The following is a 14,251-nucleotide window of genomic DNA, read 5'->3' as shown; positions in this document are numbered from 1 at the left end:
CATCGAGATTGACGTACTCCATCGGCCTGCGCCCCCGCTCCTGGCTTCCTGCTGGCCGATGAATCATCGCACAGACTCACCAAATGAGATGACGTCTAAATGATCGGTCCCAAGGACTCGGCTGCACGCACGAGGAGAAGGCGGCCAAGGTGGGAGTATCGGGGCCGGGTTACAAGTTGCTGCGTGCTAGCGGGGTGCGGCTGTGCTGCTCTGCTCAAGGGTTGCGGCATCGGTCCATAACTGTCGTCGATGACGAGTACCGCGCCGCCCACGCGTGGTCATTTACGACACGCAACTACCTTAGAAGCCTTGGCAAGCGACCAAATGCTCCGGTGGCCAGGCGTAATGGGCGGGGCAATAGCGGTCTCATGAACAGCGTCTGCAGTCGTGGTGCGCATCGTAGACACGCTGTAGAGCTGTTGTAGACCTGATCGTGTCAGAGTGGAATCTGCACAAAAGAGAAGCAATGTTCGCTGCTTAATTGGAGAGTGATTCGCGTGGCCACGGATTTCGAAGGCAAGAAAATTGTTGTGCTCGGCGGCGCTAGCGGCATGGGTTACAAGACTGCCGAGAACGTGGTCGCGGCAGGCGGCAGCGCGGTGCTTGTCGGCCGCCCGGGCCAGAAGCTCGACGAGGCCGTGTCAAGCCTCTCGCAGTCCGGTGCTGCATGGTCGGTCGCCGCAGACCTGGCAGACCAGGACCAGGTCGTCGAAGCCCAGAAGCAGTTGGCAGAGGACCACCCCGACGCGACCCTCCTGGTCAACGCTGCCGGCTTCTTCATCCCTAAGCCCTTCCTCGACTACGAAGTCGCCGACTACGACGCCTACCACGATCTCAACAGGGCAACGTTCTTCCTGACCCAGACTGTGGTGCGGGGCATGATCGCAGGCGGGGAGGGCGGCGCGATTGTGAACGTGGGCAGCATGTGGGCGCACCAGGCAATCGGCCTGACGCCTTCGTCCGCCTACTCGATGGCCAAGGCGGGGCTGCATGCTCTCACGCACAACCTGGCCTATGAGTTGGCAGGCGAGGGCATTCGCGTCAACGCTGTGGCCCCCGCGGTTACCCGGACGCCCCTTTTCGAGAAGGTCTTCCCGGCAGACCAGCTGGACGGCGCGATGGAAAATCTGAGCGATCTGCACCCGCTCGGCCGAGTTGGCACGCCACAGGACCTCGCGTCCGCGATCGTCTTCCTGCTCTCTCCCGCTTCGAGTTGGACGACGGGGGCCATCCTCAACGTCGATGGCGGAGTCATGGCCGGCCGGAACTGACGCCGGTCAGCTGGTTGCGTTCCGCCCGGAGCACCCCTGCTCCGGGCGGGCGGGCCCGTGAACCTTACCCATCGCAATACCCGCGCAGAGAGGGGCACCGTATGGCAGGCAACTTGAGAGACGTCACTGACGAAACGTTCGCCGAGGAGGTGCTCGCTAGCGACAAGCCGATTCTCGTCGACTTCTGGGCCGAGTGGTGCGGGCCCTGCCGCTTGGTGGCGCCAGTGCTGGAGCAGCTGGCTGCCGAGCACAAGGACAAGATCGAGATAGTTCAGCTGAACGTCGACCTGAGCCCGCGCACTGCAGAGCGGTACGACATTAGGTCGATCCCCACGCTCAACGTCTACCGAGACGGCAAGGTGGTCAAGACGGTGATCGGCGCCCAGCCGAAGGGCGTCCTTGAACGGGATCTGAGGGAGTTCCTTTAGGCACGTGGCCTAATCAACGCTTCGCTGAGGCTGTTCCCGTCACACTTCGACGGGAGCAGCCTCGCTACTGGTCAGGCCGGTGTCTTGGGTAGTTGCCAGGCCTTACGAATGTAGTGGCATGTGTAGCCGTTCGGGTAGCGTTGGAGGTAGTCCTGGTGCTGAGGCTCTGCCGTCCAGAAGGTTCCGGCAGGTACTACCTCAGTGACCACCTTGCCGGGCCACAGTCCAGACGCCTCGATGTCGGCAATCGTTGTCTCGGCTACGCGGCGCTGCTCGTCGTTCAGGTAGAAGATGGCAGATCTGTAGCTCGTTCCGATGTCGTTGCCTTGCCGGTTCATCGTGGTGGGATCATGGATCTGGAAGAAGAACTCCAGAAGGGCACGGTAGGTTGTTCTGGCGGGGTCGTAGGTGATCTCGATCCCTTCGGCGTGGCTTCCATGACTGCGGTAAGTTGGGTTGACGACCTCACCCCCGGTGTAGCCGACACGCGTCTCCACAACCCCCGGAAACGTGCGGAATAGTTCCTGCATCCCCCAGAAGCAGCCACCAGCCAGCACTACCTTTTCTCTTTCCGCTACCACAGCACACTCCCTGTCTACGAGGCTTCAACCTGGAGCCTGAGGACCCGGTCCCCAGATGTGACACAGCCGCCGACGGCGAGAGTCACACTCGCCTGGCCACGAAGCCAAGGCGAATGTGGTGGTGGGGAGGGGCCCCAAGACGCCAGCCAAACGCGGACGACTCGCCCTCACATAGTTAGCTGCTTCAGCAGTAGATTTCTTACCTCCCTACCCGTAGGCGGGCAGGGTGCAAGCCGAGTGTTGGACGCCGGCGAGCCGGTGCACGAGCCGCGGCTCTTCTCTGAGCCGACGCCCGTGTGGCGGACAGCGCGAGGGCATGCTGTATGCCTATACGCGCGGTCAGAGCCAGGCTTGCTGTCTCGGCTGGAGTTGTCTCTTCAGCGCCGCGTAGGAGAACGAGGGCTCCCTCGGGGACGGACGCAAGGAACACGTGCAGCGTCGGCCTCGGCGTCATGTCTCGTGCTGGGTGTGAGGCTAACCATGACGGGCCATCAGCAGGAGCTGACGGGCAGTCGAGGTTTCAGAGAACCTTGAAGGCCGGTTCTACGAGTTGCCCTACGGTGCGCAGGCGCTATGCACGCTCGTCTACGGGACGGACGACTGGCGATACGTCTTGATTCATACAGCGATCCGGGAAGGTTCCCGAGAACGTGACTGATCCAAGCTGCTGATGCGGTACGGCCCTGACGACCTCAGGACCGATGGTGCCACGATCACTAAGTACTCTGGGATTGTCGACCGCTCCATCAAGGAGAAGGCTGGCTTCGCGGGGCTGGTCGACTCCAGCCACCCCGGAAGCTGGGGTGGCATACGAAGCTGAAGGCGAGAGGCGGATCGCACGGGCTCCGTACAGGCGGCGGGGGCTCAGTGACTATCTCGGATAGATGCCTCGTGCACATCAAGCCGCTTGAATGACAACCTCTGGCGCCACACTGCCAACAAGGGCACGACGCCTGTGTTGCCAGACACCCCTACGGCATGGAGACCAAGATGACTTCACCTGACGACCGTCCGGACTTCGAGGACCTTGGTGCCTCCCACCTGCTGCGTGAGCAAGAGGAATTCGACGAGGACGAGCTCGGCGAAGATGTCCTGGACAGCGGCTACTCGCCTGCCGAAGCGCCCATAGCCGTCAACGAGTGGGGGCTGACCGCGAGAGAGGGGGCCTCTCACGAAGACCTCGCACACCGCCTGAAGCGAGAGGTGCCGGAGGTGAGCACGTCAGACGACGGCGACGGGCTGGGTGACACGGTCGACACGGATGGCGAACTCATCGATGACCAGGTCGGCGATGAGCGCGCTGGACGGCTCCTCAGCTGGGATACAGGCATTGACGCCACCGGATACGACGGTGACGACTACTGGGCACGGGACGTCGGGATCGACGGCGGCGCTGCCTCAGCTGAGGAGGCAGCTGTCCATATCGTGCCTGAAACCAGCGACGGCTCCTGAGGGCCGTCCCGACCGCCTCGACTTGAGCCGCAAGGAAGAGACGACCGGTGTCAACCGGCAGCCGACAGTCAGGCAGGCTGCTCCAGGTGTCGTGTAGACCGGCCAGCAGGCCAAGAATCGATGCGACCACCTGGATGGAGTTCGGGTCGTCGCTCACTCCGACAGGCAGGACGCAGGCCCCAACCTGAAGGAAGAACTAGGCTGACCACCCCCTGAGGTTCCCCCGAGATGCGGGGTGGGGTGACAGGGGGTCAGATGGATCTCGCGAGAGGAGATCTGACGATGCCTGCCCCGAGGAAGTACCCGTTGGAGTTGCGTGATCGTGCGGTGCGGATGTACCGCGCTGCCGAGCCGAAGCCCGTCATCCGACGCATGGCTGAGGAGCTCGGCGTGCACCACGAGGCTCTGCGCAACTGGATCCGGCAGGCCGAGGCCGACGCCGGCGAGAGAGGCGACATGCTCACCACCGCCGAGCGCGAGGAGCTTGCCGCCCTGCGGAAGGAGAACGCTCAGCTCAAGCGGGCAAACGACGTCCTGCGGACAGCCTCGGCTTTTTTCGCGGCCCAGCTCGACCCGACCCGGCCCAGGTGACCGCGCTCCTCGACGAGCACCCGCACCTGGGGGTCGAGCCCGTACTCCGGGAAGTTTCCATCCCCTCCTCCACCTACTACCGCTGGCGCCAAGCCGAGAAGGCGCCGTGCGAGCGCCGCCGCCAGGACGCCGCGCTCACCGGGAAGATCCGCCAGGTCCACGCCGAGTCCGGCGGGATCTACGGATCACCCCGCATGCACGCCGTCCTCAAACGCGAAGGCACTCGCGTCGGCCGCAAACGGGTCGAGCGGCTCATGCGTGAAGCTGGCCTCGCCGGGATCAGCCCCCGCCGCACCAAGGGCTTCACCCAACGTGACCCGGACGCCGAACTTGCCCCTGACCTGGTGCAACGCGACTTCACCGCGGACGGGCCGAACCGGTTGTGGGTCACCGACCTGACGATGGTCACGACGCTGGAGGGACCACTGTGGCTGTCCGCGATCCGCGACGCGTTCTCCCGCCGGGTCGTGGCCTGGGAGACTTCCGCTCGCGCGGACGCGGACCTGGTCTTGACCTCGCTGGAGTACGCCCTGGCCAGCCGCGAAGTCGCCCCCGGTGAGCTCATTCATCATGCGGATCACGGCTGTCAGTACACGTCCGTGAAACTCACGACACGCCTGGTCAGGGCCGGTATTCAGGCGTCCATGGGCTCGGTCGGCGACTCTTTCGACAACGCCCTGGCGGAGAACATGTGGATGGTGATCAAGACCGAGTGCATCCGCGGCCGCGTCTTCGCCACCAGAGCCGAAGCGAACCTCGCACTCTTCGAGTACATCGACGGCTTCTACAACCCCCGCCGCATCCAGAAGCGGCTCGGCTACCTCAGTCCGATCGAGTACGAAGAGAAGCACTACGCCGACCAGGCAGCGACCGAACAAGTGAACCTGAAACCGCGTCAACCCGCCCTGACCAGCTAGTCAACCACTCCCGTACAGCGGGGGAACCTCACCCTGACAGGGTTCGTGGACCATGGGCCGGGCGGGATCGTCGATTCGTCGCCGCTCTGCGCAGCCCAGGTTACGCAGGCTCGAACAGTGACGCCGCCTGCATCGAGGCCGCTCGCCTGGCCCTCGCCTAACCGTCCAAGAATTTCCGGTGCGGGCGGCAGACACTGATCCGCCGCGACTCCGCCGGCGGCACCCACCAGTTCGTGGCCTGGCTTGCCTGGCAGCTCACTGTCCTACTTCGTAGGCATGGTGATCACAGACGCCATCCGCCAGCACATCCTGAAGATCTCAGCATCGATCTGGATCCCGGCAGCCAAAACGGGTGGCGAGGTCTGCGACGGAGCATGGGTTGCCGAGCTCAGCGGCAACTTCCTTGAAAGCTGGCCAAAAGGCATACCGGCGATCCTCTGCAAGGAACGAACATATTCCGGCGTCCAGTTGAGGATCATCAACGCCGACGGCATGTGGATCATCTGCTTCGCCACCAGCACCAGCGACCGACTGATCTCCCGGCTCGAGTTCGGCCACCGGCTGCGGTCCCGGACCGAAGGCCGGATCGCGCAACCTGTTTCTACACGAAATGGTCCAGAACGGGGTCTGGCTCGAGTCCGGATCGCGCTCGACCTGCTGGCTTAGATGCTCATCCTAGCCCTGACTGGCCATGTCGATCTCTTCGTACCCCGCAGTCGGCGGTTCCGCTTGTTCTCCGCGGCTGGTCAGTTTGTCACCACCGGCCGGCGCCGCGTCTTCCGCTTCATGCGCCACTGGCGTCGAGCCGGTGGGGTCATCACCGCCCTCAGACGACTCGCACTCCTGCCGAACTTGGGCTGACCAGCAACCTTCCAACCTGTACAACGGACGAGTCCAGACCGGAGCAGTGGAACCCGGCGTCTATCCGGGACGACTTGGGCCCTGGGCCTCCCCACCATCAGCCTGAGAGAACGTGACGACCATCGACTACATCGGTGGATCGTCACGAAAGTTCGATGGTGAGCACAGTCGGGCCCTTCACACCGCTGGCAGGCGCCTTATATGCAACCCAGCAGACGCCGAAAACCTGCTATAGGTACGCATACATTCGAGCCCACGCTTAATTCGACCAGTTCTGGTCAGTCAAAACATTAGACATCTGCGGTAAGAAGCAGTTCCGTCAGCGTCAGTGCCTTACACCAGAATTGGAGGAGTAGCAAGTTCCGCACCTCGGCACCTGTACACCTACAGCGATGAGGTCAGTCGAGTCCGACACGCTCGAGCACCTCTCGAACCTGACCGCAAAGCCGTCTTCCATAAATTCCGCCATCCTCGCCATCGACCTGGTAGATTTCCAAGGTCTCTCACCTCAAAGCGACAGAGACCATGAGAACCTCCGCGGGAACTTGATACGGCGCATTCACAGAGGACGCTGGCAGCTACGTAGGCTGCTGCCTGGTACGCGCTCGAGAAGTACACACCATAGAGAACCTCGGCAGGTAAGGCTCCGAAGCCACACGTCCAGGCGGACGTGTCGACAGGCCACGGCGGACTGCCGAATATTCCTCTGGGGCTGCGTAGCAGCCTGGCGCATGCGAAAAGGTCGTGTGCCTCGAAGATCCAAGCGACGATTTAGCGTAGACGGCGTGTAGATAACCCTGTGGTTAGCTTGTTAGTACAAGATGACCTGGGGATTGAGAGCTATGCACTCTGCGGACGCCAAAATAATGTGTCACTCGGGTCCGAGCAACGCTGCCAGAAGCGGCGGCGGGGCTCCGAAAGAAAGGATTTCTAGAACTCCGGGACAGTTGGACCCGGAATCCGCCGCATGGGTTAACGCGTTGGAAGACGGGACTGGGCCGGAGTACGAGCAAGCCTGTGCGCGCCTGCATGCATTGCTGGTTCGGATCGCGATGGATGATGTGTTCCGCCGAGGACCTCGTTATCGGATCACAGGACCGGAGCTGAACGACCTCGCCCACCAAGCGGCTGCTGACGCCCTGATGAGGATCACGCATAAGATCCACGACTTTCGGGGTGACGCCAGGTTTACCACTTGGGCCTTCCGGTTCGTGGTGCTTGAAGTTTCCAGCAAGCTCGGCCGCCACTTCTGGCGCACCTCAACCGCCCGGTTCGATCTGGACGAATGGGCGCAGGTGCCAGACCACTCTGGCATCGACCCCGTCAGCCACTGGCAAGCCCAGGAACTAATCGAGGCTGTCCGGGAGGCTGTCGAGACAGCGTTGAGCGCGCGACAGCGACAGGTCTTCACCGCGCTCGTCGGGGGCGTCCCCCTAGAGACGCTGGCCGACGAGCTGGAAACGAACCGGAACGCCCTGTACAAGACCATGTTCGACGCACGCAAGAAGCTGCGGGCCAGACTGGTCGCTAACGGCCTCCTCAGCGCTGCACGCTGAAACTGTGCTCCGTGCAAGGAGTTGTCAAAGCAGCCGCCTCCGACGGGCACATCGACGGCTACGCGCTGACAGGGCGCCTCCCCCGAGCCCTTCGTTGGTACGCCATCATAGGCTGCACGGCCCGCTCGCCCGCCTGTACATGTACAGGCGCGCTCCGGGGTTGTCGCGAGCCGTCGCCGGTGCGACCAAGTCGTGCTGCCCGTGATGCACACGAGGAGCGCAGCGTGTCTCGACATGAGCGGCAGCACTTCGTTGATGATCCCCCTGGGCGCGGCAAGACCCCTACGAGGCGGAAGACGACCGACTGACGCAGGTCACTTCGTCAGACAGCGGGGTTTGTCCTGTGGGTCAGGGACAGATGCCTCCACCTGGGCTGCGATGGGGCGCTTTAATGCCCAGGTGGTGAACTGGACGCAGATGCACGACTGCTACGGGGATGTCGATCGCGTCCCCGCACTTCTGGAACTGGTGGAGCTCGAGGACAACGCCGAAGCATGGGACGAGCTGGGGTACCGGCTGGTCCTCGAACACGACCTCGTCTTCCCGGCCAGCTTTGCTGCCCTGCCGCGCCTGATAGGTATCGCCTCGAGGAGCGCGCGGGCGCGTGGTCTGGCCGGAGCGATCCTGCGACGCGCGGCTGGACACCACGGCTGCGACGAACTGCTGGCGGACTGCGCCGACGTGATTGTGGAGTTCCGCGAGTTGTTGGACCGGCATCTGCAGTCACGGCCGGTCGGCTACCTCGCGCCCCTCCTCGATTTGCTCGCGGCCAAGGAGGAGTATCACTGGAGTGCCGTCCTGGGGGACTTCACGGACGACTTCTACCACCTGGCCTGCCCCAACTGCGCCGTGGAAGTGACGATCGCCATTGGTGACTACGGTTGCTATTCGGCGATCCGGGACTGGCACCTGGGCGACGTTGATCGTCGCGGCCTTTGGCCGGCGTCCTCCGAGGAACTCTCCGGCATTGGCCGGTGGATGCACGAGACTGCCGTCCGCGACGGGCACGAGGCCCTCGCCGACGGAATTGCCTACCTCTTCGGCAAGACCGAATGCCCAGTCTGTGCCGCCGTGTTCAACATCGCGGACGAGTACTCATCCGCCAACTGCCCCGTCCTGCGGTAGGCCGGGGTAGATCGAGAGTAGGCGCGGAGGGCTCAGGAGCAGAGCCGTGGCTGGATAGCGGTGACGGTCACCGTGCCGTGGAAGGCGTAGGCCCGTTTGTCGAATCGAGCGGTCGCGGCGCGCAAGCCCTTGAGGGTGTGATCGCTCGTTCGACCTCGTTCCTGCCGGCATACCGGCCCCGGTTGCAGCCGGTGGGCCGACCGCCTCTGCTGCCACGCTCTTGCCGATAAGCCTGCTGGTCGCGACGATCGGGGATGTGTGCTTGATCTGCCGACGTCGCAGAAGGCGGCGGTTGCGGCGGGAGCTGTACGACTTGTCGCTGCTCAGGTGGTCCGGCCGAGTGCGAGGACGCCCGCCGGCCGAGCGCGGCACACGGACGCGCTCCGGGCCACCGCTTGCCTAGCCCGGTGTGACCAGCACAGCCATCGGACGCCGCCTGCCTTCACTCACCGTTTCGTCGGCGGGGCCTGGAATACCAGTGCACTGTCGACACACGGAGGTGCACCACCTTTACCTCGTTGTGGGAGGGCGTCGAAAGAACTACATACCTTGGCGAACTCTGTCTCTTCTGGTCTGGGACTGCGAACCCGGAGCACGTCAACTCATATGCCAGTGCCGCCAGACGTTACTGAGCTGGGCGGCGCTGCAGTCGGGAGCGTGAAGCAGTCCTCGTTGCCTGCGCCAGCTCTGCCTCGTCCATTCCGCCCCATATCCCGTACTGCTGAGCTGTGTCTACCGCCCAGTCGGCGCACTGCTCGCGGACGGAGCACATGCTGCAGACAGCCTTCGCCTCGTCGGCCTGGCGGCGGCCTGCTCCCTGCATGCTGATGGGGAAGAACAGGTCAGTATCGCAATCCCGGCAGGCCGCCTTCTCATGCCAGGTCAGCACAGCGCAACCTTGCACACCATGGACAGCTGTCGCAGCAGCGCAGAAGAGATCAGAGACCGCCTCAGATGCTGACTGCCGTGCTCTCCAACGCACTCGCCGCCGCTCTGCAGGCAGAACCGGGTCGGACACCGATCGAGAAGCCGTTGCTTCTTACCATCGGGCAGGCCCACTGGAGTGGGCCTCATCGTGCCTCGAGCCGTTCGTGCACTCGGGGTGTCAGTTGCGCCTCAGTGGTGGCGAGAAGAGCGTTCCAGGACTCCTGGAACTTCGCAACGCCCTCGTCCTCTAGCAGTTGGACGACTTCCTCATACGAAACGCCGAGGCGCGCAAGCGCATCGAGGTCGGCCCGTGCTTGGTCGTACGTGTTGCGGATACTGTCGCCTCCGGTGAACCCACGGTCTTCGACGGCGAGCAGTGTCGCCTCGGGCATGGTGCTGACCGTATCCGGCGCTACCAGATCAGCAACGTACTTGGTGGGTTCGTACGAGCTGTCCTTTACTCCCGTGGAAGCCCATAGGGGACGCTGCTTATTTGCCCCCGACTGCCGAAGCTCCTCCCAACGCTGCCCGGAGAAAATATCCTCGAAGGCCTCGTAGGCCAGTCGGGCGTTCGCGACAGCGGCCCTGCCTCGAAGGGTCCTCGCCTCTGGCGTACCGAGAGCGTCAAGGCGCCGGTCCACCTCTGTGTCCATGCGGGACACGAAGAACGAAGCGACGGAGGAGATCTGCGACAGGTCTTTCCCGGCTTCCCTTGCTCGCTCCAGTCCTGACAAGTAGGCGTCTGCGACCAGACGGTAGCGCTCCACCGAGAAGATCAGAGTCACGTTGACGCTAATACCCTGAGCTGTGATCTCGGTGATAGCCGGGAGTCCTGCCTCGGTTGCCGGGATCTTGATGTAAATGTTAGGGCGGTCAATCAGCCAGGCCAGGTGGCGTGCATCAGCGACCGTTGCGACGGTGTCATGGGCAAGGCGCGGGTCGACTTCGATGGAGACACGACCATCCTGGCCACTGGCGGAGGAGAGAAAAGCAGGGCGTAGGACGTCAGCGGCGGAGCGCACGTCCGTCGCGGTGATGGTGCGGACGGCCTCTCCCGCAGCCACCTTTCGAGCTGCCAGCTCGGACATCTGGGACTCGTACTCCGGCCCGTGCGATATAGCGTCGTTGAAAATCGTCGGGTTAGTCGTAACCCCTACCACATAGCGCTTGCTGGCCAGCTCTGCCAGGCTGCCTGACGCGATTCGCTCACGTGAAAGGGTGTCAAGCCATATGGACACACCAGTGTCCGACAGGCACTTCAGAGCACTGATCATGTCGGTCGCACCTTCCGGGGGCGAAGCCGGGCTTAATGGAGCTGCGGGGGTGAGTACAGGCCTGCGCGACGTTCTGATGTCGAATCGCTTGGCGCTGACGCCAAATGTGCCCGGCTGTCTTCTGTTGGGGCCTCGCCGGCTGCGTTGCAGGCTGCGCCCTTGTTCACCCTGATCGTAGTCCGCTGACCAGGAACAAGGCATGTTCAGCGACCTGGTTGTCGATGCTCAGTAGAGACCAGGTGGACGGAGTGTCCGAAGAGACGGTCAGGCAGGCTTTGCATATATGGCCTCTTGAGTGTGAGGGCCGGGTCCATCTGTCGTCGAGTAGTGACCGACCTGCCGGCAGGGGTCTGTGTGGTTAGCAGCGAGGTGGGTGGTGCGACGCACCGTTTCGGGGCGCCGACGGTCTCCCGGCTCAGGGGTCCTTGTTTCCCTGGTTGGATAAGGCGGGTCTGCGCCAGCGAGCGTGGCTAAGCGGCTTTGGCGAAGTCAACGGCTGATCCTTTCTCCAAGGGACCTCGGAGCAAGCAGGACGCGGCGAGAAATGGGTGATCAGTCACGGGCCCAGGAGCGTGTCAGTGCTGCGGTCTAGGGTTGCGGTATGAGTGACGGCGATCCTGCAGCGTTCGATGTGGCGTGGGGCCGCTTCGCTTCCTGGCTGTCCGTGCACTGTCCCGTTGACCACGCGGCCCTGAGATCGCCTGCCTCGGCCAAGGAGATCAGGGCGCTCGAAGCGCAGCTCGGGTTCCCGCTCCATCCCCAGCTGAGGGCCCTTCTGGAGCGGCACAACGGTGTCATGAAGCGTCCGGAACCAGACAATTACCACGCCGGGGCCTTCCTTCCGCTCGGGCACAGGCTCAGCGGAACAGACCTCATAGCTCAGCAGTACGAGTCGATGAAGGACGGACTGGCGGAGATCATCACCGCGGGGTGGCCGGAGGAAGATCTCCGTGGTCATGCCCACCAGTGGGTTGAGTTCGCGCGCCCCAATGACGGTGGTACGGCCTTCATCGACCATCGGCCCGGTCCAACCTATGGGCATGTATTCGAGATGGGCATCGGCTCGGGGGACATCGAAGGCACCAAGTGGGCTTCCAGCCTGGCCAAGCTGTTCGACCAGCTGGCCACGAGTCTGGAGACCGGTGAGCCGTTCCGGCACTATCGGCCAACGTCCTGCGAGCTTCCCTCAGGGCATCACTGCCTCACCTGGGACGTCGGCCAGCGGACGGAGGGCGACGGCATTCAGAACTGGCCGCCGCCCCGCCGTCCCGACCCGCCCGTCCGTCTCTTAGCCATCCGTCCTGGGCAGGGCCCCAAGCTTGGCCGGCTCATTGGCGGCTCGGCTCCCCTGACGGACCCGGTCGCCTCATTGGAAACCGGCGTTCCGATCCCGCCGTTGCATACGAGCGGTGTCATCGTGAAGGACTCGGCGGGGTGCGAGGACACTACGCGCTGAGCGGTTTCGACGCCGCTAACTTTCCGTGTGGGTATGGGCACTGTTGGGGTGGTGGCGGTGCCGAAGATCCTTACGGTGGAGTTGGCGCCCGCACAGCAGGCCGAGGTGAGTCCAGGGGAGGTTGCTTCCGTCGCTGGACGGCTCGTTCCTCTGCGAGGCAGGTTCGATCTGTTCCGGCAGACTGACGAGCCCCGTCTCGAGGAGTGCAGGTGTCGATGAACCGGCAGGCTATGGATCTTGAGGCATACGTGGAACGCACGCGACGCGGCCCGTGTTTTGTCTGCGCGTTCTTGGCCGGACATCCGGACTACGCGCACGAGACGGTCTTCGAGGACGATCATCATGTCGCGTTCCTCGACAGGTGGCCGACGGTACTGGGGAAGGTCCTCGTCGCGCCCAAAACGCACATCGAGCACGTCGTCCGCGACCTGGACGAAGCAGCCTACGCCAGGCTCATGCTGGTCGTGCGGGAGGTCGCCCTCGCCGTCGAGGCCGTATGCGAATCCGAGCGGACATACCTCTACTCCCTCGGCAGCCAGCAGGGCAACGCGCACCTGCATTGGCACATCGCCGGCCTGCCGTCCGGTGTCCCCTATCAGCAACAGCAGTTCCACGCCCTGATGACCGAGCACGGCGTACTGTCCTTGCCACAGAAGGAGGCAGCCGCTATGGCTGCACGCCTTCGCGAAGCCGTCGCCGCCCCGGGAATCCTGCACAGGCAGGACACGACTCGCAGTACGTGATCCTGCTGGTTGGGGACAGGTCCCCAACCAGTGCGATCACCGTTGATCACCGACTCCCAAACCCACGGGCTGCTCGACACCTGCGGCAAAGCCGCAGTCGACAACCGTCCACTCATCGTCGCGGCACTGGCTACGAGGGCATGCCCAAAGGCTTCCCGTATGCCGCACAGGGAGCCCCAAGCCGCGAAGGTACCCTCGATCAAAAACAGTTCAACAAGGGCATCAGAGCGATTTACACCCCGCCGAGGAAGCCAACGCTGACATGAAGGTCTCTTCAAGACGTTGGGCCGCGTCAGCCTCGACCCGAGGCGCGTCAGCGCAGTCGTCGAAGCGGCCTCGGCCCTGTGCCACTTGGAGAAGGACAAAACCGCATAACAGCATCACCAGAGCCGCCGAACTCCGCTGTCAACGGGTCATCGTCCATGCCCACCTTCACCGCGGTGGCGTCGACCGTGACGGCCGAGTCGGGATATCCGCATACTCGGGGTGGGTGCGGACGAATGCTGCTGCGAACGGACACGTAACAGTGGCGGACTTGCCTTGCCTGCGCAGTTCGGCCAGGACTCCGCTGAGGAGTCTGGCTGCTATCCCCTTGCCTCGGTATTCTGGGAAAACAGATGTTGCCATCAGCGTAACGTGGTCACCCGCTTTGCTGTAAACGAGTCCCGCGACGGTCCGACCACCCAATGCGGCCTCGTAGATGCCAACCTCGCTGTTGTCGACGATGATGAATTCTTCCGTATCGGGCGTGGTTGTTGCCGACGAATCCACGTCTGCACCGTCTTGTCCGGCGCCGGTCAGGGTGACCATGCCGTCAGCGCTACCTGCCATGCTGCCTCCTAATCTTTCGTCTTATCGGGGGTCGAGAGCATCCGGCCAGCCGGATGAGGTGTTGCGTCCCTCATGCGGTGGTGATGCCATCGAAGTCTCAGATGGCTTCGGTGCGATCGTTTTCGTGCCGGGGCATCGCTGAGCAGGGAATAACCGGATTCCCGCGGGAAGATCAGGACAAGAGCCGTAGCTGCTGAAAAGGTCTGGTTCAGCATGGCCGTGGCCAGTTGTATGTCGT

Annotated in this window: 14 protein-coding genes and 1 pseudogene; 10 read left to right on the top strand and 5 right to left on the bottom strand. The window is 63.3% G+C overall.

Features of this window, described 5'->3' with window-relative positions; genetic code table 11:
- Positions 1–497 precede the first annotated feature (497 nt).
- Both ADL25_RS37310 and trxA read left to right on the top strand, forming a co-directional pair.
- Positions 498–1,271, top strand: coding sequence for an SDR family NAD(P)-dependent oxidoreductase (locus ADL25_RS37310; protein ID WP_079050844.1), 774 nt, complete (start codon positions 498–500; stop codon positions 1,269–1,271).
- A gap of 101 nt (positions 1,272–1,372) precedes the next feature.
- A complete protein-coding gene (gene trxA, locus ADL25_RS37305) occupies positions 1,373–1,699 on the top strand; it encodes a thioredoxin (protein WP_059132363.1) in 327 nt (108 codons plus the stop codon).
- A gap of 71 nt (positions 1,700–1,770) precedes the next feature.
- Here trxA and msrA read toward each other — a convergent pair whose 3' ends face one another.
- Complete coding sequence (msrA, locus tag ADL25_RS37300; RefSeq protein ID WP_199839270.1) at positions 1,771–2,280, bottom strand: peptide-methionine (S)-S-oxide reductase MsrA; 510 nt, start codon at positions 2,278–2,280, stop codon at positions 1,771–1,773.
- A gap of 978 nt (positions 2,281–3,258) precedes the next feature.
- Here msrA and ADL25_RS37295 point away from each other — a divergent pair.
- The 6 genes from ADL25_RS37295 to ADL25_RS37270 all read left to right on the top strand — a co-directional run bounded on the left by ADL25_RS37295 (position 3,259) and on the right by ADL25_RS37270 (position 8,782).
- A complete protein-coding gene (locus ADL25_RS37295) occupies positions 3,259–3,732 on the top strand; it encodes a DUF5709 domain-containing protein (protein WP_059132361.1) in 474 nt (157 codons plus the stop codon).
- Positions 3,733–4,014: 282 nt separating this feature from the next.
- Positions 4,015–4,323: a transposase gene (locus ADL25_RS37290; protein ID WP_059132360.1), complete on the top strand. Its 309-nt coding sequence runs from the start codon at positions 4,015–4,017 to the stop codon at positions 4,321–4,323.
- Positions 4,320–5,240 (top strand): IS3 family transposase, encoded by a 921-nt coding sequence (locus ADL25_RS37285; RefSeq protein WP_059132359.1) that lies wholly within the window; start codon positions 4,320–4,322, stop codon positions 5,238–5,240. The genes ADL25_RS37290 and ADL25_RS37285 overlap by 4 nt, the downstream gene beginning before the upstream one ends.
- 276 nt (positions 5,241–5,516) lie before the next feature.
- Complete coding sequence (locus ADL25_RS49380; protein WP_159045085.1) at positions 5,517–5,906, top strand: hypothetical protein; 390 nt, start codon at positions 5,517–5,519, stop codon at positions 5,904–5,906.
- 1,142 nt (positions 5,907–7,048) lie between these two features.
- Positions 7,049–7,657: an RNA polymerase sigma factor gene (locus ADL25_RS37275; RefSeq protein ID WP_063805811.1), complete on the top strand. Its 609-nt coding sequence runs from the start codon at positions 7,049–7,051 to the stop codon at positions 7,655–7,657.
- 399 nt (positions 7,658–8,056) lie between these two features.
- Positions 8,057–8,782: a hypothetical protein gene (locus ADL25_RS37270; RefSeq protein ID WP_159045084.1), complete on the top strand. Its 726-nt coding sequence runs from the start codon at positions 8,057–8,059 to the stop codon at positions 8,780–8,782.
- Positions 8,783–8,814: 32 nt separating this feature from the next.
- Here the strand turns inward: ADL25_RS37270 and ADL25_RS51070 are convergent.
- The 3 genes and pseudogenes from ADL25_RS51070 to tal all read right to left on the bottom strand — a co-directional run.
- A pseudogene (locus ADL25_RS51070) lies at positions 8,815–9,226 on the bottom strand (IS5/IS1182 family transposase); the annotation flags it as partial.
- Between the two features lie 181 nt (positions 9,227–9,407).
- Positions 9,408–9,671, bottom strand: coding sequence for a WhiB family transcriptional regulator (locus ADL25_RS37265; protein ID WP_059132356.1), 264 nt, complete (start codon positions 9,669–9,671; stop codon positions 9,408–9,410).
- A gap of 181 nt (positions 9,672–9,852) precedes the next feature.
- Positions 9,853–10,983, bottom strand: coding sequence for a transaldolase (tal, locus tag ADL25_RS37260; protein WP_059132355.1), 1,131 nt, complete (start codon positions 10,981–10,983; stop codon positions 9,853–9,855).
- 601 nt (positions 10,984–11,584) lie between these two features.
- Here tal and ADL25_RS37255 point away from each other — a divergent pair.
- Positions 11,585–12,439 (top strand): SMI1/KNR4 family protein, encoded by an 855-nt coding sequence (locus tag ADL25_RS37255; protein WP_063805810.1) that lies wholly within the window; start codon positions 11,585–11,587, stop codon positions 12,437–12,439.
- Between the two features lie 215 nt (positions 12,440–12,654).
- Positions 12,655–13,182, top strand: coding sequence for an HIT family protein (locus ADL25_RS37250; RefSeq protein ID WP_234381192.1), 528 nt, complete (start codon positions 12,655–12,657; stop codon positions 13,180–13,182).
- Between the two features lie 432 nt (positions 13,183–13,614).
- Here ADL25_RS37250 and ADL25_RS47090 read toward each other — a convergent pair whose 3' ends face one another.
- A complete protein-coding gene (locus ADL25_RS47090) occupies positions 13,615–14,013 on the bottom strand; it encodes a GNAT family N-acetyltransferase (protein ID WP_079050840.1) in 399 nt (132 codons plus the stop codon).
- Positions 14,014–14,251 lie beyond the last annotated feature (238 nt).

This window comes from Streptomyces sp. NRRL F-5122, from assembly GCF_001507435.1.
GTDB classification, from domain to species: domain Bacteria; phylum Actinomycetota; class Actinomycetes; order Streptomycetales; family Streptomycetaceae; genus Streptomyces; species Streptomyces lannensis.
Note: the sequence above shows the minus strand (reverse complement) of the source record. Positions and strands in the feature narration are given on the sequence as shown.

Excerpts from the sequence above, each read along its gene's own strand:
- ADL25_RS47090 (WP_079050840.1), bottom strand. The coding sequence starts at position 14,013 with ATGGCAGGTAGCGCTGACGGCATGGTCACCCTGACCGGCGCCGGACAA.
- ADL25_RS37250 (WP_234381192.1), top strand. The coding sequence starts at position 12,655 with ATGAACCGGCAGGCTATGGATCTTGAGGCATACGTGGAACGCACGCGA.
- ADL25_RS49380 (WP_159045085.1), top strand. The coding sequence starts at position 5,517 with ATGGTGATCACAGACGCCATCCGCCAGCACATCCTGAAGATCTCAGCA.
- ADL25_RS37290 (WP_059132360.1), top strand. The coding sequence starts at position 4,015 with ATGCCTGCCCCGAGGAAGTACCCGTTGGAGTTGCGTGATCGTGCGGTG.
- tal (WP_059132355.1), bottom strand. The coding sequence starts at position 10,983 with ATGATCAGTGCTCTGAAGTGCCTGTCGGACACTGGTGTGTCCATATGG.
- ADL25_RS37255 (WP_063805810.1), top strand. The coding sequence starts at position 11,585 with ATGAGTGACGGCGATCCTGCAGCGTTCGATGTGGCGTGGGGCCGCTTC.
- ADL25_RS37295 (WP_059132361.1), top strand. The coding sequence starts at position 3,259 with ATGGAGACCAAGATGACTTCACCTGACGACCGTCCGGACTTCGAGGAC.
- trxA (WP_059132363.1), top strand. The coding sequence starts at position 1,373 with ATGGCAGGCAACTTGAGAGACGTCACTGACGAAACGTTCGCCGAGGAG.